The following is a 20259-nucleotide window of genomic DNA, read 5'->3' as shown; positions in this document are numbered from 1 at the left end:
ACCCCAACCCTCCCCCGCTTCGCGGGAGAGGGTGCCTATCGCGAAACGGCGGCAGTCCCCTCCACCGCCAGAGGCGGGGGAGGGTTAGGGAGGGGGCAATCGGAGTTGGCACTCCCTAACCCGCAAAAACAAAAAGAGCGGAGCAAAGCCCCGCCCTTCCGAAAAACTTGAAACCCTAAAACCTCCCCCCGCTCAGCGTTCGCTGGTGTCGGCCAGTTGGGCGACGGAGTTGCCGGCGCCCGGCTTGCGGCCGGGAGCGACGGTGCGGCGGCTGCCGGGAGCCGTGACTTCCGCAACGGTCACCGGGGCCGGAGCGGCATGCGAGGCACCCGGCTTGCGGACCGGCAGCACCGCGACATCGGTGCGCTGCGGCTTGGCATGGGAGGCGACGGCGGTGGCAGGAAGGCTCTGCGGCTTGCGGCCGGGGACCGAGACGCTGACGCCCTTCTGCGGGTGCAGCGACGCTTCCATCATGCGCGGGCCATTGGCCTTGGCACGGCCGCGCGGGCTGCTGCTGAAGCCCTGGTCCATGCCGCGGTCGCCGGCATCCAGCATCCGGCCGCCACGCGGGGAAGCCTCTTCCCCCTCCGGCATGATGAAGCCGTAGGCGGCGTAGACGCGCAGACCCATCTGGTCGGTCGGCTCGTGCCAGACGCGGACGGCGGACCAGTCATTGTTGCGGGAAACGTCGACCACCCGCATGCCGCGGCGCAGCCCGTCGCCATCGATCCAGCTGTGGTCGACCTCGATGGTGCGGCGGTCGATCACCGCGCTGACCAGGGAGACGTGGCCACGGCGCATATGGCCGGTGCGCTTGAAGACGAGGACGGAGCCGACGGCGGGGCGCTGGTCGCGATCATACTGGCCGGCGGCATGGTCCCACCAGGTCCAGGCGTCGCCGCGGATCGTGAAATCGGAGATCGAGCGGACGGTGCGGACGCAATCGCCGTCTTGTGCGGCAGCCGTCGACACGGTAAGGGGGCTGAGCGCGATCAAAGCCGCAAGCGAAAGGCCGATGGCGGTTCCCCTCTGCCGCATGATTCCCCCAATCCCTCTGTTTTCCCCTGGTGGAAACGGGTAACACGGGTTCGCAGCTGTGTCTACACCGTTTGAAATGTGTAACATTCAAAAGCCATCGACCGGCATACCCCCAACAGCGGAGTCCCTTGGGAAGCCTCGTATGAACAACGCATCTCCGCAAGATTTCGTCCGCGACAACACGACGCTGACGACCACGCCGCTGTTGCCGGAAATCCAGCTTCATCTTGCCACCGAAGTCACGCCCCTCTGGCAGGCGACCGAGGAGACCTTGGCCGCCACGAATTTGCCACCGCCATACTGGGCTTTCGCTTGGCCGGGTGGACAAGCTGTGGCGCGGCTCCTGCTCGACCGGCCGGAACTGGTGGCCGGCAGGTCGGTGCTCGATTTTGCCGCAGGGACCGGGCTGGTCGGCATCGCCGCGATGAAGGCGGGGGCGGCGCGGGTCCAGTGCTGCGACATCGACCGCTTCTCGCTCGCCGCCATTGCGCTGAATGCCGATGCCAACGGGGTGGAGGTGAAGGCGGTCAGCGCCGATCTGGTTGGCCGGTCGCTGCCGGGCATCGACGTCGTGCTGGCCGGCGACGTCTGTTACGAAAGGCCGATGGCCGAACGGGTGACGGCGTGGCTGCGCGAGATCGCGGCGACCGGAACGCTGGTCCTGCTGGGCGATCCCGGCCGCGCTTACTTCCCCGCCGGCGGTGTCGAGAAGGTGGCGAGCTACACCGTCCCGACCTCGCTGGAACTGGAGGACCGCGAGACGCGCGAAACGACGATCTGGCGCCTGTTGCCTAACGCGTGAGGCGGGACACGGCCAGCCGCAGGTCGGACAGGAAGGTCGGCTGTTCCACCAACTGGCCGCGCAGCAGGTAGCTGGGGTGGAAGGTCGGCACCACCTCCACCCCCTCCAGCAGCCGGCAGGGCAGAACCTTGCCGCGCAACTGCAGGATGCCGTTCTCTCCGGTCAGCGCCCAGGTCGGCGTGCGGCCGAGCGCCACGATCACCGACGGACGGTAGTCGACGAGCGTGGTGCGCAGATGTTCGATCTCGCCGGCGAACTCGGCGAGCAGCCGGTCCGACGTGCCGAAGGCGCCCCAGCTCTCGTCGATTTCCCGCCCCTCCTTGCGGGCGCGGGCGCGCGAGGCGAAGAAATGCCCCACCTTGTTGCCGGGCGGCTGATAGCGGAAGACGTTGGCGACCAGGCATTCCGCCCGCTCGATCCCCACGGCGGCCAGCGATTCGTCCAGCAGCTTGCCGCTGCGTCCGACGAAGGGCGTGCCCTGCCGGGCCTCCTCCGCCCCCGGCGCCTCGCCGACGATGGCGAGCCGCGGCCCGTCGACCGGCTTGGTCGGGTACTGGTAATCGGCGAAGGGCATGTCGGTACGCAGGTCGGTCATCGGATCGCTTCCAGAAATCTTGCCAAATGGGCGCAGTCGGGGCTGCGGGCTTGCCGAAGCGCAGGCCCGAACCCAAGCTTGTAGGCGGTAAGGTTCCAGCCCAGACCGCCCAACCTACAAACAAGCCCAACCCACAAACAAGGGAGAGACCGGGATGACACCGCAAGCACCCGCGACACAGGAACTGGCCGGAAAGACCTGCGAGCCCTGCCGCGGCGGGATACCGCCGATGGACCGCGCGATGGCCGCCTCCTATCTGGTGCAGGTGCCGGGCTGGGTCCTAAAGGAGGATCCCGACCGCATCGAACGCGACTTCAAGTTCCCCGACTTCGCCCAGGCGCAGGCCTTCGCCAATCAGGTAGGTACCCTGTGCGAGGCCGAAGGCCACCACGCCGACATCCATTTCGGCTGGGGCCACTGCCGGGTCGCCTTCTGGACCCACAAGATCAAGGGCCTGCACGAGAACGACTTCATCATGGCCGCGAAGGTCAACGGTATCGCCGACGCACCTTATGTGCCGGCATCGGTGGGCACTCCGCCGCCGCCTTATGTGCAGGGGACGTGAGGGGTAGGCTTGGGGTGCCCCCTCCCTCCCACGCCTTCGCCGCGGGTCCCTCCCTCCGCCACTTTCAGTGGGAGAGGGGAGAGTTTGCATGGCGGCAGCAGTTCCCTCTCCCACTGAAAGTGGGGGAGGGTTAGGGAGGGGGCAAAGTGCTGCTCCTACCCCCACAACTCCGCCACCGGCGGCTGGACCACCGCGCCGTCATACGCCAACCCCGGCTCACGATCGCGGGCCAGCAGCAGAGGGCCGTCGAGGTCGACGTAGCGCGCACCCTGCCCCACCAGGATCGCCGGGGCCATGGCCAGCGAGGTCGCCACCATGCAGCCGACCATCACCTCGAACCCCATGGCATGGGCGGCGTGGGTCATCGCCAGCGCCTCCGTCAGGCCGCCGGTCTTGTCCAGCTTGACGTTCACCACCTGATAGAGACCGCGCAGACGGTCCAGCGACTCCAGCCCGTGGCAGGACTCGTCGGCGCCCAGCGGCACCGGGCAGGCGATTCCAAGCAGGGCATCGTCCTGGCCGGCGGGCAGCGGCTGCTCGATCATCTCGACGCCGAGGCCGGCAAGCACCGGGGCGAAGCGGTGCAACTGGTCCAGCGTCCAGCCTTCGTTGGCGTCCACCACCAGCCGGGCGGCGGGCGCGGCGGCGCGGACGGCGCGGACGCGGTCGAGGTCTCCTTCCCCCGTCAGCTTCATCTTCAGCAGCGGATGGCGCGGCGCCCGTTCCCGCGCCGCGGCGGCCATCGCCTCGGGCTCGTCGACACTCAGCGTGTAGCAGGTGACCAGCGATCCCGGCGGCTCGGCCAGCCCGGCGAGTTTCCAGGCGGGCATGCCGCTGCGCTTGGCCTCCAGGTCCCAGAGCGCGCAGTCCAGCGCGTTGCGGGCCGCCCCCGGCGGCATCAGGCGGGACAGCGAGTCGCGGTCGAGCCCACAGGCGACCGCGCCGGCCATCGCCTCCAACGCGGCGGCGACTCCGTCCACGCTCTCGCCATAGCGGGCATAGGGCACGCATTCGCCACGGCCGCGGTGCGGGCCGTCGGTCACCTCCGCCACCACCACCGCGGCTTCGGTCTTGGCGCCGCGCGAGATGCGGAAGGATCCCCGAATCGGGAAGCTCTCCCGGCGGACGGTCAACTGTTGGGCGGACATGATTGCGAACCCCGAAACGGAACAGTGCCGGGAGTGTATCCCGGCCCTGTCCGTGAAGGCGACAGTGAAGGCTAACCCCGCTTCACCGCTCCTGAATGATCACGCCGTACCAGCCCAGCCCCTTGTAGGTCTCGTAGCCGGGAGTCAGGGCATAGCCGACGATGCGGTTCCTGTCGTCGATGTAGTGGCCCATGGTGGTGGCACTGCGGCGCAGCGGCACCGTCTCGGTCAGCAGGCCACGCCCGTCGGACGAGGCGATCACCCGATGGCGGGCGTCGAGCAGCAGGCAGCGCGACTTCTCGCGCTCCCCGGCCTCCAGCCGCACGCCCTCGACCACCGCGGCGGCCTGCGGCTCCCAGTCGAAGAAGATGCCGAGCACGCCGATGGCGTCGCCGTCCGCCTCGCCGTCGCGCCGGATGGCGGTGGCATAGGTGGCGACGACGCGGTCGTCCAGGCTGCGGTTGCGGGCGACGTCGCCGACCGTGAACTCGCTGCCGTTGCGGGTCGCCAGCGCCTGGCGGAACCAGGGCTCATCCGACACGTTGGCGCCGCGGGCGCCGGGATAGCGGTCGGGCCGGCCGTTGGCGATGACATTGCCGTTGCGGTCGGCGATCCAGAGGTCGAGATAGACGGTGTAGGATTCCAGGATCACGCCCAGCCGGCGCGAGGCATGGCGGCGCGCCTCCTCGCTCGGGTCGGCGGCGCAGTCGACCACGGCGCTGTCGGTCGCCCACCAGCGCACGTCGCAGGAGCGTTCGTACAGGTTGCGGTCGATGATCTCGATCATGTTCAGCGACAGGTCGGCCAGCCGCTTGCCGTGCATCTCCTGCACCATGGCGCTGCCGGTGGTGGTCAGGTGATCGACGCGGGCGACGATCTCCGACCGCAGTTCCTTGGTGATGCTGTTGACCTGCGTCGAGATCTCCGACACCTCGTTGGCGACGACGGCAAAGCCGCGCCCGGCGTCGCCGGCCCGCGCCGCCTCGATCAGGGCGTTCATCGCCAGCATCTTGGTGCGCCGGGTGATGTCCTCGATCAAGGACACCTTCTTCGAGGCAACATCCAGCACGCCCCGCGACAGCTCGAACAGATCGGTGCCCGCCATGCTCATCGTCTTGTCCCCCGTCATGACCGTCCCTGTTTCCCCTTCATCAAAAGCCGTGCCAACGGTCGCCGGTTCTCCGCGGGCCACCCACCCTTCCCGATTTCCGCGGCACTTGGCCGCGGACGACACCCTTGGTCCGGATGTTTCGGAAGTGTCGTACGGTTAAGATGCTGAAACTAAAGGCAGGCTGGCGTGAGGTTGCTCAACGGGTCCTGGCGTCGGCAGTCATACGCCAGCCATATTGCCGACTGGTAACACGATTTCTCGCTAAATTCGTAATAAAAAGTCCGCACCGCCTGGAAATACGCCAGATCAATTCCGCATTGCGGGATCTCATGCACATGCTGTGCACATTCGCCGGGCAGTTGATGCGATGCGCGTCACCACGCCGGGAAAGCGCCGTCAGGCGACGCGATGCATCTCGTCGAGGAAACGCTGGACCTCGCGGGTCAGCCGGTCGGCTTCGGCCGCCATGCGTTCGGACGCGGCGAACACCTCGTGCGCGGTGCCGCTGGTGCGGCCGGCGGCATCGGTGACCTCGCGGATGTCGTCGGACACGGCACGGGTGCCGGCGGCGGCCTGCTCCATGTTGACGACGATCTCGCGGACGGCGGAGCCCTGCTGCTCGATCCCGGCGCTGATGCCGGCCGCGATCTGGTTGATCGAGGTGATGGTGCGGCCGATGCCGACGATGGCGCCGACCGCCTCGTCGGTGGAGGACTGGATGCCGGCAATCTGGGCCGCGATGTCGCCGGTGGCCTTGGCGGTCTGGTCGGCCAGCCGCTTCACCTCCTGCGCCACGACGGCGAAGCCCTTGCCGGCCTCCCCCGCCCGTGCCGCCTCGATCGTGGCGTTCAGGGCCAGGAGGTTGGTCTGGCTGGCGATGTCGTTGATCAGGGTGATGACGTCGCCGACCGTGCGCGCCGCCCCCGACAGCGTGGCGACCAACGCGTTCGACCGCTCGGCCTCGCCGGCCGCGGTTTCGGCGACGCGGGCGACGTCGCCGATCTGGCGGGCGATCTCGGCGATGGAGGCGGACAGCTCTTCCGTCGCGGCGGCGACGCTGCCGACATTGCTGCCGGTCTGCGCCGCGGAGGCCGCGACCGACGAGGCCTTGCCGGTCGCCTGGGTCGCGTCCGTCTCCATGGTGCGGGCGGAGACCTCCAACTGATGGGCGGTGTCGGCCACCTCGCTGCAGACGCTCTGGATCTGGCCCTCGAAGCGCTGGGTGACGCCGGCGAAACCGGCGACCTTCTGCGAAATGCTCTCGGTCGCCGCATTGATGGTGCGGCTGGCGTGCAGGAAGCCGCCCTGCATGCCGCGCAGCACGATTCGGCGGAAATACTTGTGCTCCGACACCGCATGCATGGAGGCCGTCGCCTCGCGCACGAAGGCGTCGGTGCGGTCGATGGCATCGTTGGTGGCGTGCATCAGTTCGCCCAGCGCCCCGCCCTCGCGGATGCCGATCACCCGCGCTTCGAAATCGCCGGCGGCGACGGCACGGTTGACCGCGGCCAGTTGCCGCACCACCGCGCCGACGCGGCGCAGGTACAGACCGGCCCCGCCCAGCGCGGCGAGCCCGGCCAGCGCCAGACCGGCGCGCACAGCGACACTGCCGGCATCCAGCATCTCGACGACCAGGAGGACCGCCAGCGCGACGAGGCCAAGCGCAACCAGCCAACCGGCCCGGGTCAGGGACGACGCATTAGAGGGAGAAGACGAATTCGTCATACCCGATTCCCTTTTCGGCCAGCAGGGCCAGGACGGCGGCGAATCCGGCCTCCATCCCCTGCTTGCGGTCGGCGTGGCTGTCCTCGATTTCGAGGAGCTGGCGGTAGAGCGGGATGACCTTGTCCAGCGCCGACCGCTCCGGCACCCGGCGGGAGGAGTGGTAGCCGATCACCCGCCCGTCCGCGTCGAAACTCGGCGTGACATGGGCGAAGACCCAATAATGGTCACCGTTGCGGGCGCGGTTGACGACATAGGCGAAGATCTCCTGCCCCGCCTCCAGCGTGACCCACAACAGCTTGAAGACGCAGCGCGGCATGTCGGGATGGCGCACGATGGAATGGGGGGCGCCCATCAGCTCCGATTCGTTATAGCCGGCGACCTGCTGGAACACCCGGTTCGCGTAGGTGATCCGCCCCTTCAGGTCCGTCTTTGAAACGATGACTTCATCCGGGTCGAAGAAGCGTTCCACCCCCGTCAGGAGAACGTCGCGTCGTGCCATGTGCCTTCCGGTCCCCCGCATCCCTGACCCGCCCGGATCACGCCAGCCCGGCATGATGGTCCCGGCATGCTCCTTCGTTGCGGCGAAAGCCGGCGGCAGGGACGGATTATGTCCGGATCGGCATGCCGCGCGATGCCCCGCACCGCGGGCGCCGCAACGATTTGCACTGTAATGTGACGGAAGCTTGCAGGAAAGACCCTACCTATTGCGGTACTGAAATATTTGGGTGCGGACGGTTAGGGCGGAGCAGCTGCCTTACTCCGGCGGATAGGGAACGGTGAGCAGCCGGTCGGCCGGCGGGTTGTCCACCGTCACCACGGTGCCGTCGGGCCAGCGCACCTCCACCTGCTCCACCGCATGGAGCGGTCCCAGCCCGAAATGGGCGACCGGTTCGCCCTGGCAGAGATAGCCGGAGCCGGCGCACACCGCCCGGCGCTGGCGGCGTCCGCCGGCGGTCAGGCTGACCACCGCACCACGGGCCGGCGCCCCGAAGGGGGTCAGCGGCTGCACGCGCAGCCAGCCATTGTTGGTCGCCTCCGGACGGAAGACCGACAGCGGCTGCGCACTGCCCTCTGCGCCATGGCCGCCCCCATGGGAGCCGTGGCCGCCATGGGAACTGCCATGCGCCAGGATCAGTTCCAGCCGCCCGTCCCCATCGATGTCGGCCGCGACCGCGCCGGTGCCGAGGCCCTTCGGCTCGGCGGCATCGCCAAGCTCCAGTTCCTGCCACTGGTCGTTGCGCCAGCCGAACAAGCGGTTGGGCTCGCCATGGGCATGGAAGAACAGCTCTTCATAGCCGTCATTGTCGAAATCGGCTGCGACGACGGTGAAGATGCGGCCGGGCATCGAAAAGTCGGCACCGGCCGATTCGACGAAGCCACCGCCCATGCGCTGCTGGAAATAGCGCTGCGCCCCGTCCCAGGTGCCGACCACCAGATCGAACAGCCCGTCGCCGTCGGCGTCCAGTGCCACCACCGCACGGCCGGACGGACGCGAATCGGCGATGCCGCGTTCTTCCGCGATCTCCTCGAAATTGCCGTCGCCGAGGTTGCGGAACAGCTCGTTGGGACCGCCGTCGTTGACCGTCACCACATCCATGTGGTCCGAGACGATCGACAGGGCGGTGACGCCGCGTGCCGCGCCGATCGAGTCCAGCCCGGCCTCCTCCGCCCCATCCTCCAGCCGGCCGCGGCGGGTCAACTCGTACAGGCGCAAGGGCCCACCGTCCGTCGCCACCAGGAAGCCGTAGCGGCCGTGACCCCAGCGGTCCATCGCCGCGACCGCGCCGGCCGCGGTGTGGTTGGCGGCGCCGGCATTCTCCGCCTGGGCAAACAGGTCGAGCCAATGCTTGCCGAAGCAGGCGAAGAGCCGGTCGGCCATATCCTTGGAACCGGTGGCGCGGTCGCAGTTGACCACATACAGCTCCTCCCGCCCGTCGCCGTCGATGTCGGCGGCGGCCAGCCCCAGAGCGGGACCGGCGGGATCGGCGAGCAGCGGGCCGGCGATGTCGACCAGCCGGCCGTCCACCCATTTCAGGACCAGGTTGGCGGTGCGGTAGCCGGCCACGACCAGCTCGAAGGCCCCGTCGCCGTCGATGTCCGTGACCGCAATTCCGTTCGATGGCCGCGGCGGGTTTTCGGCGATCAGCGACGAGCAATCGAGGAACATCGGCACCCTCTTGTCCCGTGGTCGGTCCGCCGCAGCCAGCCCTGGACGGCGCCCCTGCCGGCCCCCAGAACGGCTCTGCGACCGGTCATGGGGCAGGCCTTTGGAGCCATTGGCCTTTCGTGCGGCGTATCCCTGTTGATACCCCGTCCCCGCCCGCCCGTAAACCCGGACGGATGATCAGGGGCGGCCTATGTCCGATGCAGATGTGCGATGCGGAAGCTTCAAACGCAAAAATCCCCCCGGCGCGGCTGCACCGGAGGGATCCCGGATGGTCAGGCGAAGGCAGCAACGGGAGCCGCCTCCGGCTCAGATCCGCTTCTTCGCGCCCGAGTTGCCGGCCGCCCGCTTGGCCGCGGCATCGTCGTTGCCGGCCGGCTTCTCGGCCGCCTTGGCCGCGGCGGCTGCCTTGGCCTGCTCGCGGGCCGGCAACTCGATGTTGACCTCCAGCGTCGAACAATCGCCGCCGCGGTCAAGCTTAACCTCGACCTTGTTCTCGTCGATGTTGACGTATTTGGCGATGACCGCCAGCAATTCCTGCTGGAGCATCGGCAGATAGTCGGGGCCGCTGCGACCGGCGCGCTCGTGCGCCATGACGATCTGCAGACGCTCCTTGGCCTGGACGGCCGACGCGCGCGGGGCCGCGCGGAAGAAGTTGAAGATGCTCATGCGCTCCTCCGCAGGAGCCGGCTGAACAGGCCCTTCTTCTGGGGGGTGACGAAGCGATGCTCGATGTCCTCGCCCAGGAAGCGGCCGACCGCGTCCGAATAGGCCAGGCCGGCGTTGGAAACCTCGTCGAGGATCACCGGCATGCCGACGTTGGAGGCGCGCAGCACCGCCTGGCTTTCCGGAATGACGCCGAGCAGCGGGATCGCCAGGATCTCCAGCACGTCGTCGACCTTCAGCATCTCGCCCTTCTCGACGCGCTCCGGGTCGTAGCGGGTCAGCAGCAGCTGCTGGGTCACCGGCTCCAGCCCCTGTTCCGCCCGGCGGGAACGCGAGTTCAGCACGCCCAGGATGCGGTCGCTGTCGCGCACCGACGAGACTTCGGGGTTGGTGACGATGATCGCGTGGTCGGCGAAGTAGAGCGACATCAGTGCGCCGCGCTCGATGCCGGCCGGGCTGTCGCACAGGATGTAGTCGAATTCCTTCGACAGCTCGTTCAGGACCTTCTCCACCCCCTCGCGGGTCAGCGCGTCCTTGTCGCGCGTCTGCGAGGTCGGCAGGATGTAGAGGTTCTCGATCCGCTTGTCCTTGATCAGCGCCTGGTTGAGCTTCGCCTCGCCGTTGATGACGTTGATGAAGTCGAAGACCACCCGGCGCTCGCAGCCCATCACCAGATCGAGGTTGCGCAGACCGACGTCGAAGTCGATGACGACCGTCTTGAAGCCGCGAAGCGCCAGTCCGGTCGCGAAGGCCGCGGACGAGGTCGTCTTGCCGACACCGCCCTTGCCGGAGGTCATGACGATGATCTTGCTCAACGGAGCCTCTCCCATAATCCCAAAGTTGCCGTCACCGATACCATAGACGATCCGAAGATTTCACCCTTCGGAGAAGATCCTATCCTACCGCGTCTCAGCCCGTCTTCAGAAGGTCCATGCTGAGGACGCCGTCGCGCAGGAAAACCTGCACGGCTTTCTTGTAAAAGTCACTGCCGATGTCTTCGCTGATGCGATAATTGCCTGCGACCGATAGCACCTCCGCCTCCAGGCTGTGGCAGAAGATGCGGGCGTTGGTGTCGCCGGAAAAACCGGCCAGCGCCCGGCCGCGCAGGGCGCCATAGACATGGATGTTGCCGTCGGCCAGCAGTTCCGCCCCCGGGGAAACGGAACTGGTGACGATCAGGTCGGTCTTCTCCGCATAGACCCGCATGCCGGAGCGCACCGGTTCGGTCACCACCACGGTCGGGCGGTGGACGACCTCGATCAGCACCTGCGGCGCGGCGACCGGCGCCTGCTGATCCGGCTGGCGGGGATCGGGGGCCTTCACCACCTCTTCCAGCTTGGCGGCGCGGCCCGACGGCATCGGCGTCAGGCCGACATTCATCGCCGCCTCGCGCACGGCCTGCGGCCCGCCCTGGAAACCGACCGGCAGCAGGTTCAGCGCCTGCACCTGCGCCACGAAGGCGCCCAGGTCGAAGACGATGGCCTCCGGCAGGTCGTCGAAATCCAGCACGACCGGCGCGTTGTGGAAGAAGTTGGGCGCCTGGCGCACCTTGACGTTCAGCTGGGTGAAGAAATTCGGCGATGTCGGAGCAAAGACCTTCAGCACCATCATGGTGAAGGAATTGCCACGCAACTGGAACGGCACATCCCGTTCGGCGACCTGACTGGCGCTGCTCACCGTAGCCTTCCCGTTCGTTCCTGCCGTCCCGTGCCGTGCGTCCGGTCCGCCATGCGTCTGGTTCCGCCCTGCGTCCGGTCCGGAGCCGACCGCCATCGCGCGCGGCACCGGCATCGAGCCAGCCAATCCGCGCCTTCTAGCCGTCCGCAGCGGTCGGATTCAAGAGTTTCCCCGCCCCCACGGGTGACAATCGAATGCCACGCCCGAACGCCGGGTCATCGCCCGGCGACGGACAAAGCCCCACCCAGCCCGGCCATCGCAGATCGCGACGACCTGAACGACGACCTTGGGTCGCGGCCATCCACCTGAGCGGACAGGCCAGGGTTGCAGCATATCGTTCGATTTCCCCCGTGGCCGCACAGTGTAATGAAAGCGTCCGGCAGCGGCAAAGCCTTTCGGGCGCATCGGCCGGAAGGCCATCCGGTGGACGATGCGGCTCGGCGGAAAGGGTTACCAACCCCGCCCCTACCGGCTTTCCTGCGGCACCCACACCACATCTAGTATGAATATTTCGCGTCGGCCGCAATTTTGCCTGACGCGATGCGTTTGGACCGGTACAGTCGGGTTGCGTGGTTTCCAACGACGACGAGGTTCTCTTGCACCTTGTTTCGCTCATAGAGCACCTCCCTCGTCGGCCCGCACCGGCATGTCCGGATCCGGCACGACGCCCGGCCGCAACGCCCGGCGAAGCACTCATCAGCGAGCATCCATGCGCCCGATCGAGCCTCCCCCCTGCGGGAGGTTTTTTTGTGCCCGGATTCCTGGTGGCTGAAGCCCTCGTGCCTGACTCCGGCGCCACCCCCACCTATCGAGGAGATGCGACATGGCCAAGCGTTCCAGCAAAGGCATCGCCGCGGCGGACGACTCCACCGTCCACCCGCTTTTCCCCGGCATGAGCAGCCCCGCCAGCACCGGCTGGGATCCGCTTGGTGGGAGCGACGACCGCCGCGACCAGAGCTATCTCCGCAAGGTCAAGCCGCAGAACCCCAACCAGAAGCTTCTGATGGACGCCATCAGGACGCACAATCTGGTGGTGGCTCTCGGACCGGCCGGCACCGGCAAGACCTACATCGCCATCTCCTCCGCTGTTGAGGCGCTGGAATCGGGCAGCGTCGATCGCATCGTCCTGTCCCGCCCGGCGATCGAGGCCGGCGAGAGCATCGGCTACCTGCCCGGCGACATGCACGAGAAGATGGCGCCCTTCCTGCGCCCGCTCTACGACGCGCTGACCGACCGGCTGGGGTCGAAGCGGCTGCGGATGATGATGGCCGACGGCACCATCGAGATCGCGCCGGTGGGCTTCATGCGCGGCCGCACCCTGAACAACGCCTTCGTGGTGATCGACGAGGCGCAGAACTGCACCTACGCCCAGATCAAGATGCTGCTGACCCGGCTGGGCTGGCACTCCACCATGGTGCTGACCGGCGACCCCGACCAGACCGACCTGCTGGACAACCTGTCCGGGCTGGCCGACATCGCCCGCCGGCTGGAAGCGGTGGAGGGCATCGCCGTCGCCCGCCTGACCGAGAAGGACATCGTCCGCCATCCGCTGGTCGCCAGCATGCTGACGGTGCTCTGACGGCGGCCATTCGCCGCAGCGTTGCACGGGAGGCGTCGATGCGGCGCCTCCCGGTCCATCGCGCCAGCGGGCTCACCCCTCACACTCCACTATGGTTGCATTTATGACATTCAGTTGAACGAAACGTAGGATATACGAGCAAATATGCTTGACGGCCGAGCCAACCGCGGCAAATGTCCCCAAAATTTTAAGGACATCGCCGAGGGGGCCGCAGCCGTGACCGTTGCCGTGTTCGAACGCATCAGCATCCGGGGCAAGATCGCAGTGATCCTGGCGGCGGCGGGTGTCGGGCTCGTCCTGATCGCCGCGGTCAGCCTGATGGGGCTGCGTGCCGAGATGATGGCCGACCGCCGCGACAAGACGCGCAACGTGGTGGAGATCGCCCACAGCCTGATCACTCATTTCGAGGCGCGCGAACGTGCCGGCGCCCTCTCCCGCGCCGAGGCGCAGGCCGGCGCGAAGGCTTCGCTGAAGGCGTTGCGTCACGACGGCGACGAGTATTTTTTCGTCACCGATCTCAGCCCGCGCATGGTCATGCACCCGATCAAGCCGGAGTTGGACGGCACAGACGTGTCGCGCAACGCCGACCCCAACGGCAAGCTGCTGTTCCAGGATTTCGTGCGCGTGGTGAAGGCCGAGGGTGCCGGATTCGTCGATTACCTCTGGCCGAAGCCCGGGTCGGCGGAGCCGGTGGCGAAGCTGTCCTATGTCAAGGGCTTCGCCCCCTGGGGCTGGCTCGTCGGATCGGGCATCTACATCGACGACGTCGACGACGCCTTCCGCCGCGCCGCGTGGCGGCTGGCCGGTACCGGGCTGCTGATCGCGCTGGCCGCCGGGCTTCTGGCGCTGCTGGTCAGCCGGGCCATCGTCCGGCCGCTCGGCGGCCTGGGTCGGGTCATGGAGGATCTGGCCGGCGGCAACAGCGCGGTCGCCGTGCCCGGGCTGGGCCGCGGCGACGAGATCGGGGCCATGGCCCGCACCGTGGAGGTCTTCCGCGTCCAGCAGATCGATCTCGCCCGCCACTGGGAGCGGCAGAAGATCGAGCATCGCGTCGATGGGCAGCGCGCCCAGGCGCTGAAGCGGCTGACCGACCGCTTCGACGCCACCATTGCGGAAACCATCCGCACCGTCGGCGCCGCCGTCGGCACGCTGGAGACCACCGCCCGCGCCCTGTCCGCCACCGCGGACCGCAACCGGTGCGAGGCGATTTCCGTCGCCGGCGCCTCGCAGCAGGCGTCAAGCAGTGTCCAGACCGTCGCTTCGGCGGCGGAGCAGTTGACCGGGTCCATCGCGGCGATTGGGCAGCAGGTGGTGACCTCGTCGGCCATCTCCACCCAGGCGGTGGAAGCCTCGCACAAGGCGGAGGAGCGGATCGACGGGCTGGGCCAAGCCGCCCAGAAGATCGGCGAGGTGGCCGACCTGATCGCCGGAATCGCCGGCCAGACCAACCTGCTGGCGCTGAACGCCACCATCGAGGCGGCGCGGGCCGGCGAGATGGGCAAGGGGTTCGCCGTGGTGGCGGGTGAGGTGAAGACCCTGGCCAACCAGACCGCCAAGGCGACCGAGGAGATCGCCCGCCACATCGCCGAGGTGCAGGAGGCCACACGGGCCGCCGTCGCCGCCATCCGCGAGATCGGCACCATCGTCGCCCGCAGCGACGAGATCGGCACCTCCATCGCCGCCGCCGTCCAGCAACAGGGTGCGGCAACCGGCGAGATCGCCCGCAGCGCCGGCGAGGCGGCGGAGGGCACCCGGCAGGTCTCCACCAGCATCGACGCCGTGTCCGACGCGGCGCTGGAGACCGAACGGTCGGCCGGCGCGCTGCTGGACGCCGCCGGCGGGCTGTCGCGGCAGGCGGAGGGGCTGCGCGGGATGGTCGACGCCTTCCTGGTCAATGTCGAGGCGATCAACGCGGCACCGCTCGCCGCGCTCCACGATGCCCCGCCGGACGGATCGGAAACCTTCATGCCCTGGACCGACGACCTGGCGGTCGGCGAGGAGGGAATCGACACTGACCACATGATCCTGATCGCGCTGATGAACGAGGCGGCTTCTCTGGCGCGGCGGGCGAAGGGCTCCCCCGGCGGCAACACCGGCGACCGCCGGGCGCTGGGCGAGGCGATCGGCCGGCTGATGGCCTACACGGTCCTGCATTTCGAGCAGGAGGAGCGGCTGATGGACCAGTGCGGCTATCCCGACGCCAAGGCCCACAAGGCCCAGCACGAGGCACTGCGCACCCGGGCCGGTGACCTGCGCCGCCGCCTGGATGCCGGCGACTCCGTGGCCGACGAATTGCTGGCCCTGACCCGCGAATGGCTGTTCGAACACATCCAGCGCGCCGACAAGCGCATCGGCGAGCATCTGGCCGCCACCCGCGGAATCGCCGGGGCAGCGGCAGGCGGTGCGACCGGCCCTTCCGCGGCCAGGCGGGCGGCGTGAGGGGCATATGGCCTACGGACCGATCAATGCCCTGCCTCTTGACCTGGGCGGCAAGCGGCCCCATTCCTGACGGACCATGAAGGCACGACTCATCCGCATCGCCGCCGCGTCCGTCCTCGCCATCGCCGTGTCTGCCGGCATCGCGTGGTGGCAGGTGCGCAACGCCGCAACCACCGTGGAAAGCGGGGTGAAGACCGCCGTGCCGATCGGCGGCCCCTTCACGCTGACCGACAACCGCGGCCGCACCGTCACCGACGCCGATTTCCGCGGCAAATACATGCTGATCTATTTCGGCTACACCTATTGCCCGGACGTCTGCCCGACCGAACTGGGGGTGATGACCCAGGCGCTGGACCAGCTGGGTCCGAAGGCGGAGCAGGTGCAGCCCGTCTTCATCACGGTCGATCCGGACCGCGACACTGTGGCGCACATGAACGATTATGTGGCGCTGTTCCACCCCCGCTTGGTCGGGCTGACCGGCACGGCGGAGCAGGTGCGCGAGGCCGCCCGCGCCTACCGCGTCTATTATGCCAAAGCGCCGCAGAAGGACGGAAAGCCCGAGGATTACCTGATGGACCATTCCAGCTTCATCTATCTGATGGGGCCGGACGGAAAGTTCGTCGGCGTGTATCCCGGCGGCACCGGGGCCGACAAGATCGTGCAGGATCTGTCCGGACGGATCGCCGGCTGAGCGGCGCGGAGGGGGTGAAAAGCTCCCAAAAACCCCGGAAAAGCGGTCATACCACCGGGTTTTTTCGCATGCTGGAGCGGGACAACGCGCCGCACCGCGGCAAAATCCGCGACATTTCCTGTCTTTCTTAATCTTTTCAATGGCTTACACCGCAGGTTTTGCGACTTGACAGGGTAACGCCCCACCCGTATGGTCTCGCCGCTTTCGCATGGCTGCGAGCCAACGAGTGCCAAGGGTGATTGAGAGGCGGAATGGACAACAAAACGCCCCCCGATCCTTTGGATGACCTCGAAGCCCGGTTGCGAAAGGCGCGTGAGGGACAACGCGGCTGGTCTGGCGGACCCGGTAGCAAATACCACCGTCCGCCGCAGGGTGCCCTCGCCACCGCCTGGCGCATCGGGACGGAGCTTGTTGCAGCCATGATCGTCGGCGTCGGCGGCGGGCTTCTGCTCGATCGCTGGCTCGGCACCGCGCCCTGGGGACTGATCGTCATGTTCTTCCTTGGGGCCGCGGCGGGAGTCCTGAACGTCTACCGGGCCGTCACCGGCTTCGGCATCGCCGCCGGCTACCGCCGGCCCACTGGGGACGACAACGAGCGCCAAGACGGCGACGCACACTGAGCGAGGACGACCTTGGATCCGCTGCACCAGTTCCAAATCAACCCGTTGTTCCAGATCGTGCTCGGCGGCTACGACGTGTCCTTCACGAACTCGGCCTTCTTCATGGTCGTGGCCGTGGCGGCGATCTACGCCCTGCTGGTCATGGGTATGGCGAACAAGTCGATGGTTCCCGGCCGTCTGCAAGCGCTGGCCGAGATGTTCTACGAGTTCGTCGCGAACCTGGTGCGCGACAACGCCGGCCACGACGCCAAGCCCTACTTCCCGTTCGTGTTCTCGATCTTCATGTTCGTGCTGATCGGCAACATGATCGGCATGATCCCCTACACCTTCACCTTCACCAGCCACATCATCGTGACCTTCGCGCTGGCGGCGACGGTGTTCGTGTTCGTGACTATCCTGGCCCTGCTGAAGCATGGCCTGCATTTCTTCTCCTTCTTCATGCCGCATGGCGCTCCGATCGCGCTCGCCCCGATCCTCATCCCGATCGAGGTGATCTCCTACGTGATGCGCCCCGTCAGCCTCTCGATCCGACTGTTCGCCAACATGATGGCCGGTCACACGATGCTGAAGGTCTTTGCCGGCTTCACGGTCATGATGATCAGCGGTCTCGGCGCGCTGGGCTTCGTCACCGGCCTCGTCCCGCTGGCGATCAACGTCGCACTGACCGGCTTCGAGTTCCTGGTGGCTTTCCTGCAAGCCTACGTCTTCTCGATCCTGACCTGCCTGTACATCCGCGACGCTCTGGAGCTGCACTAAGCGGCTCCCGGCGAAAGGCCGGACCTCCTGTCCACCTCAAGTTCCAACAAGTTCACCCTTACCTAGAGGAAGAGAGTACAATGGATCCTCAAGCCGCCAAGTTCATCGGTGCCGGTCTGGCTGTCATCGCCCTCGCCGGTGTCGGCCTGGGTATCGGCAACATCTTCTCGACCCTGATCGGCTCGATCGCCCGTAACCCGGCCGTCCAGCCGAAGGTTTTCCCGATCGGCATTCTGGGCTTCGCGCTGACGGAAGCCGTCGCGCTGTTCGCTCTGCTGATCGCCTTCCTGATCCTGTTCGCCTAAGGCCAGAGCGGCTTTTCAAAAAAACAGCTCTGACGCGGCGCCGGGCTTCTTCATCGAAGTTTCGGCGCCGCTCCTTTGCCTAGGGGGACCGATCATGCCGAACCTGTTGGCCAAAGGCCGGCTGGCCCGCTGGTCGGGAGTGGCGGGCGCCTCGCTCGTCACCCTCACCACGATGGCCGGCACCGTCCTGGCGGCCGCGGCGGAGCACGCTCCGGACGCGGCGCACGGCGGCGAGCACGCTTCCGGCGGCCTGCCGCAGCTCAATCCCGCCAATTTCCCGACCCAGATCTTCTGGCTGGCTCTGACCTTCGGCGTTCTCTACTACCTCATGTCCAAGAAGGCGCTTCCGCGCGTGGCCGAGGTTCTGGAAGCGCGGCAGGAGCGCATTTCGCGTGATCTCGCCAAGGCCGCCCAACTGAAGGAAGAGGCCGAGGCCATCCTGGCCCAGGTCGAGAAGTCCCTCGCCGGCGCCCGCAGCGAGGCCCAGGGCGTCATCGCCCAGGCCAGCGCCGATATCGAGGCGAACAACCAGGCCCGCCAGGCCCAGCTGAACGCCGACATCACCGAGCGTCTGCGCAGCGCCGAGGCGTCCATCGCCGCGGCGAAGGATCAGGCCCTGGCCAACATCCGCGCCGAATCGACCGGGATCGTCCGCGACATCGCCGGCCGTCTGGCCGGTGTCGAGGTCGATCAGGCCCAGGCGGACGCCGCCGTCGCGGCCGTGCTTGAGGAGCGCCGGGGATGAACGCACCTGAATTTTGGGTCTTCGTCGCCTTCGTCATCTTCGTGGCCCTGGTCTGGAAGAAGGCGTCGGCCGCCATCGGCACCATGCTGGACGGCCGCGCCGAGCGCATCCGTTCCGAACTGGACGAGGCCGAGCGTCTGCACAAGGACGCCCAGGCCCTGCTGAACGGCTACCAGCGCCGTCTGGCCGACGCCCAGAAGGACGCCGAGGCTTTCCTGGCCCATGCCCGCGAGGAAGCCGCCCGTCTGCGGGCCCAGGCCGGAACCGACCTGGAAGCGTCGCTGAAGCGCCGCGAGGCCCAGGCCATGGACCGCATCGCCCAGGCGGAAGCCGCGGCGCTGGCCGAGGTCCGCAACCTGACCGTCGACGTCGCCATCGGCGCCAGCAAGCGCGTCCTCTCCGGCGGCCTGCCGCCGATGCAGGCCGACAAGCTGATCGAGCAGTCGATCGGCGAGCTGCCGAAGCACCTGCACTGATCGGTCCCCACCGGTTGGAGTCACCGGGTTCCGCAGCGGCACGGGTCCCTTGACCATTGTTGCGGCGTGAACAACGGACTTTCGAAAAACCCCGGCCTAGGCGCCGGGGTTTTTCTTTGCTCGAATGGAACTGTCCCCGCCCTCCCCCACCGCCCGGCCGGAGTTCCGTTCGTCCATGTCCTCCCTCGCCCAGCCATCCGCCGCCCCATTCCCGTCGGTCTTCGTCTCCCACGGCGCCCCCACGCTGATCCTGGAGACCAGCGCCGGCCGCGACTTCCTGGCCGGGCTCGGCCGCAGGCTCGGCCGGCCGAGCGCCATCCTGGCGGTTTCCGCCCACTGGACGACCCGCGGCCCCGCGGTCAGCGGTGCCACCGCGCCGGAGACCATTCACGACTTCTACGGCTTTCCCGACGCGCTTTACCGCATGCGCTACCCCGCCCCCGGCGCGCCGGCACTGGCTGACCGGGTCGCGGAGTTGACCGGCGCCGCGATCGACCCGGCGCAGGGCCTGGACCATGGCGCCTGGGTGCCGCTGATGCTGATGTATCCGGATGCCGACATCCCGGTGGCGCAACTCGCGGTGATGCCCCACCGCAGCGCCGCTGACCACATCGCGCTGGGACGGCAGCTGGAGTCGCTGCGGCGGGACGGCGTGTTGATCCTCGCCAGCGGTGGCGCTGTCCACAATCTGCGGGAATTCCGTTTCGGCGGGACCTGCGCAGCGGCCTGGGCGACCGGCTTCGCCGGCTGGCTGGACCGGACGCTGGAGGCCGGCGACACCCAAGCTCTCGGCGACTGGCTGACCGCCAGCCCGGACGCCCGCCGTGCCCATCCCAGCGACGAGCATTTCCTGCCGCTGCCGGTGGCGTTCGGCGCCGCCGGGCCGCAGCCGAGAACCGAGCGGCTGCATGCGGGGTTCGAGCATGGCAGCCTGGGCATGCATGCCTATGCCTTCACCTCCGGGGATGCTTCCTGACCTTTGGCGGTACTCCGTCGCACACTTGTCTGTTTGCCTGCGGGGATCACCAAGCTACAATCCGCGCCGCGCGGGAGCCGGCCAACGGTAGTGGCCGCCCATGCGATTCGTCAGGCACAGCGCAAGCGGGAGTCGGTGTGAAGCGGAACGGCATTCTGTCCCGGAGCGACCGCCGGACCCG

At 67.9% G+C, this 20259-nt stretch carries 20 protein-coding genes and 1 pseudogene; 11 read left to right on the top strand and 10 right to left on the bottom strand.

Annotation, left to right across the window (positions count from 1 at the left end; genetic code table 11):
* Positions 1 to 192 precede the first annotated feature (192 nt).
* A complete protein-coding gene (locus FZ983_RS08405; protein ID WP_149223132.1) occupies positions 193 to 1038 on the bottom strand; it encodes a CHAP domain-containing protein in 846 nt (281 codons plus the stop codon).
* 142 nt (positions 1039 to 1180) lie between these two features.
* Here FZ983_RS08405 and FZ983_RS08400 point away from each other — a divergent pair, with 142 nt between their 5' ends.
* Positions 1181 to 1840, top strand: coding sequence for a 50S ribosomal protein L11 methyltransferase (locus FZ983_RS08400; RefSeq protein WP_149223131.1), 660 nt, complete (start codon positions 1181 to 1183; stop codon positions 1838 to 1840).
* Here FZ983_RS08400 and FZ983_RS08395 read toward each other — a convergent pair.
* Entirely contained in the window at positions 1830 to 2435 is a 606-nt protein-coding gene (locus FZ983_RS08395; protein WP_149223130.1) for a uracil-DNA glycosylase, read from the bottom strand. The genes FZ983_RS08400 and FZ983_RS08395 overlap by 11 nt on opposite strands.
* Before the next feature lie 154 nt (positions 2436 to 2589).
* On the opposite strand from FZ983_RS08395, the gene FZ983_RS08390 reads away from it, so the two are divergent.
* A complete protein-coding gene (locus tag FZ983_RS08390) occupies positions 2590 to 3000 on the top strand; it encodes a 4a-hydroxytetrahydrobiopterin dehydratase (RefSeq protein ID WP_149223129.1) in 411 nt (136 codons plus the stop codon).
* A 155-nt stretch (positions 3001 to 3155) separates the two neighbouring features.
* Here FZ983_RS08390 and dgcA read toward each other — a convergent pair whose 3' ends face one another.
* From dgcA to minC, 8 genes and pseudogenes are all read right to left on the bottom strand, one after another.
* Positions 3156 to 4148 carry an N-acetyl-D-Glu racemase DgcA gene (gene dgcA / locus FZ983_RS08385; RefSeq protein WP_149223128.1) on the bottom strand — a complete coding sequence of 331 codons (993 nt, stop codon included), beginning with the start codon at positions 4146 to 4148 and terminating at the stop codon, positions 3156 to 3158.
* A gap of 82 nt (positions 4149 to 4230) precedes the next feature.
* Positions 4231 to 5277 (bottom strand): methyl-accepting chemotaxis protein, encoded by a 1047-nt coding sequence (locus tag FZ983_RS08380; RefSeq protein ID WP_247883670.1) that lies wholly within the window; start codon positions 5275 to 5277, stop codon positions 4231 to 4233.
* 378 nt (positions 5278 to 5655) lie between these two features.
* The gene (locus FZ983_RS35030; RefSeq protein WP_149223127.1) at positions 5656 to 6984 is read right to left on the bottom strand and encodes a methyl-accepting chemotaxis protein; all 1329 of its coding nucleotides are present in this window, start codon (positions 6982 to 6984) and stop codon (positions 5656 to 5658) included.
* On the bottom strand, positions 6959 to 7483 hold the full coding sequence (locus tag FZ983_RS08370; protein WP_149223126.1) for a PAS domain-containing protein: 525 nt from the start codon (positions 7481 to 7483) through the stop codon (positions 6959 to 6961). The genes FZ983_RS35030 and FZ983_RS08370 overlap by 26 nt, the downstream gene beginning before the upstream one ends.
* 255 nt (positions 7484 to 7738) lie before the next feature.
* A complete protein-coding gene (locus FZ983_RS08365) occupies positions 7739 to 9151 on the bottom strand; it encodes a CRTAC1 family protein (protein WP_149223125.1) in 1413 nt (470 codons plus the stop codon).
* 417 nt (positions 9152 to 9568) lie between these two features.
* A pseudogene (gene minE, locus FZ983_RS08360) lies at positions 9569 to 9817 on the bottom strand (cell division topological specificity factor MinE); the annotation flags it as partial.
* Positions 9814 to 10629: a septum site-determining protein MinD gene (gene minD / locus FZ983_RS08355; protein WP_149223123.1), complete on the bottom strand. Its 816-nt coding sequence runs from the start codon at positions 10627 to 10629 to the stop codon at positions 9814 to 9816. The gene minD and the pseudogene minE, both read right to left, overlap by 4 nt.
* 94 nt (positions 10630 to 10723) lie before the next feature.
* The gene (gene minC, locus FZ983_RS08350) at positions 10724 to 11491 is read right to left on the bottom strand and encodes a septum site-determining protein MinC (protein WP_247883669.1); all 768 of its coding nucleotides are present in this window, start codon (positions 11489 to 11491) and stop codon (positions 10724 to 10726) included.
* A gap of 823 nt (positions 11492 to 12314) precedes the next feature.
* Here minC and FZ983_RS08345 point away from each other — a divergent pair.
* From FZ983_RS08345 to FZ983_RS08305, 9 genes are all read left to right on the top strand, one after another.
* Positions 12315 to 13070, top strand: coding sequence for a PhoH family protein (locus tag FZ983_RS08345; protein WP_149223121.1), 756 nt, complete (start codon positions 12315 to 12317; stop codon positions 13068 to 13070).
* A 216-nt stretch (positions 13071 to 13286) separates the two neighbouring features.
* On the top strand, positions 13287 to 15509 hold the full coding sequence (locus FZ983_RS08340) for a bacteriohemerythrin (RefSeq protein ID WP_149223120.1): 2223 nt from the start codon (positions 13287 to 13289) through the stop codon (positions 15507 to 15509).
* Between the two features lie 76 nt (positions 15510 to 15585).
* Entirely contained in the window at positions 15586 to 16200 is a 615-nt protein-coding gene (locus tag FZ983_RS08335) for an SCO family protein (RefSeq protein WP_149223119.1), read from the top strand.
* 251 nt (positions 16201 to 16451) lie between these two features.
* A complete protein-coding gene (locus FZ983_RS08330; RefSeq protein WP_149223118.1) occupies positions 16452 to 16820 on the top strand; it encodes an AtpZ/AtpI family protein in 369 nt (122 codons plus the stop codon).
* Between the two features lie 12 nt (positions 16821 to 16832).
* Positions 16833 to 17576, top strand: coding sequence for a F0F1 ATP synthase subunit A (locus FZ983_RS08325; protein WP_149223117.1), 744 nt, complete (start codon positions 16833 to 16835; stop codon positions 17574 to 17576).
* Positions 17577 to 17656: 80 nt separating this feature from the next.
* On the top strand, positions 17657 to 17881 hold the full coding sequence (locus FZ983_RS08320) for an ATP synthase subunit C family protein (RefSeq protein WP_012973363.1): 225 nt from the start codon (positions 17657 to 17659) through the stop codon (positions 17879 to 17881).
* A gap of 94 nt (positions 17882 to 17975) precedes the next feature.
* Complete coding sequence (locus FZ983_RS08315; RefSeq protein WP_149223116.1) at positions 17976 to 18626, top strand: ATPase; 651 nt, start codon at positions 17976 to 17978, stop codon at positions 18624 to 18626.
* Positions 18623 to 19102, top strand: coding sequence for a F0F1 ATP synthase subunit B (locus tag FZ983_RS08310; protein WP_149223115.1), 480 nt, complete (start codon positions 18623 to 18625; stop codon positions 19100 to 19102). The genes FZ983_RS08315 and FZ983_RS08310 overlap by 4 nt, the downstream gene beginning before the upstream one ends.
* A 175-nt stretch (positions 19103 to 19277) precedes the next feature.
* Entirely contained in the window at positions 19278 to 20078 is an 801-nt protein-coding gene (locus FZ983_RS08305) for a class III extradiol ring-cleavage dioxygenase (RefSeq protein WP_149223114.1), read from the top strand.
* Positions 20079 to 20259 lie beyond the last annotated feature (181 nt).

It is taken from the genome of Azospirillum sp. B21, assembly GCF_008364825.1.
GTDB lineage: Bacteria > Pseudomonadota > Alphaproteobacteria > Azospirillales > Azospirillaceae > Azospirillum.
Note: the sequence above shows the minus strand (reverse complement) of the source record. Positions and strands in the feature narration are given on the sequence as shown.

Bases quoted from the DNA above. Each gene is read 5' to 3' on its own strand.
- FZ983_RS08405 (WP_149223132.1), bottom strand. From the start codon at position 1,038: ATGCGGCAGAGGGGAACCGCCATCGGCCTTTCGCTTGCGGCTTTGATC.
- FZ983_RS08400 (WP_149223131.1), top strand. From the start codon at position 1,181: ATGAACAACGCATCTCCGCAAGATTTCGTCCGCGACAACACGACGCTG.
- FZ983_RS08395 (WP_149223130.1), bottom strand. From the start codon at position 2,435: ATGACCGACCTGCGTACCGACATGCCCTTCGCCGATTACCAGTACCCG.
- FZ983_RS08390 (WP_149223129.1), top strand. From the start codon at position 2,590: ATGACACCGCAAGCACCCGCGACACAGGAACTGGCCGGAAAGACCTGC.
- dgcA (WP_149223128.1), bottom strand. From the start codon at position 4,148: ATGTCCGCCCAACAGTTGACCGTCCGCCGGGAGAGCTTCCCGATTCGG.
- FZ983_RS08380 (WP_247883670.1), bottom strand. From the start codon at position 5,277: ATGACGGGGGACAAGACGATGAGCATGGCGGGCACCGATCTGTTCGAG.
- FZ983_RS35030 (WP_149223127.1), bottom strand. From the start codon at position 6,984: ATGACGAATTCGTCTTCTCCCTCTAATGCGTCGTCCCTGACCCGGGCC.
- FZ983_RS08370 (WP_149223126.1), bottom strand. From the start codon at position 7,483: ATGGCACGACGCGACGTTCTCCTGACGGGGGTGGAACGCTTCTTCGAC.
- FZ983_RS08365 (WP_149223125.1), bottom strand. From the start codon at position 9,151: ATGTTCCTCGATTGCTCGTCGCTGATCGCCGAAAACCCGCCGCGGCCA.
- FZ983_RS08345 (WP_149223121.1), top strand. From the start codon at position 12,315: ATGGCCAAGCGTTCCAGCAAAGGCATCGCCGCGGCGGACGACTCCACC.
- FZ983_RS08335 (WP_149223119.1), top strand. From the start codon at position 15,586: ATGAAGGCACGACTCATCCGCATCGCCGCCGCGTCCGTCCTCGCCATC.
- FZ983_RS08330 (WP_149223118.1), top strand. From the start codon at position 16,452: ATGGACAACAAAACGCCCCCCGATCCTTTGGATGACCTCGAAGCCCGG.
- FZ983_RS08320 (WP_012973363.1), top strand. From the start codon at position 17,657: ATGGATCCTCAAGCCGCCAAGTTCATCGGTGCCGGTCTGGCTGTCATC.
- FZ983_RS08315 (WP_149223116.1), top strand. From the start codon at position 17,976: ATGCCGAACCTGTTGGCCAAAGGCCGGCTGGCCCGCTGGTCGGGAGTG.
- FZ983_RS08310 (WP_149223115.1), top strand. From the start codon at position 18,623: ATGAACGCACCTGAATTTTGGGTCTTCGTCGCCTTCGTCATCTTCGTG.
- FZ983_RS08305 (WP_149223114.1), top strand. From the start codon at position 19,278: ATGTCCTCCCTCGCCCAGCCATCCGCCGCCCCATTCCCGTCGGTCTTC.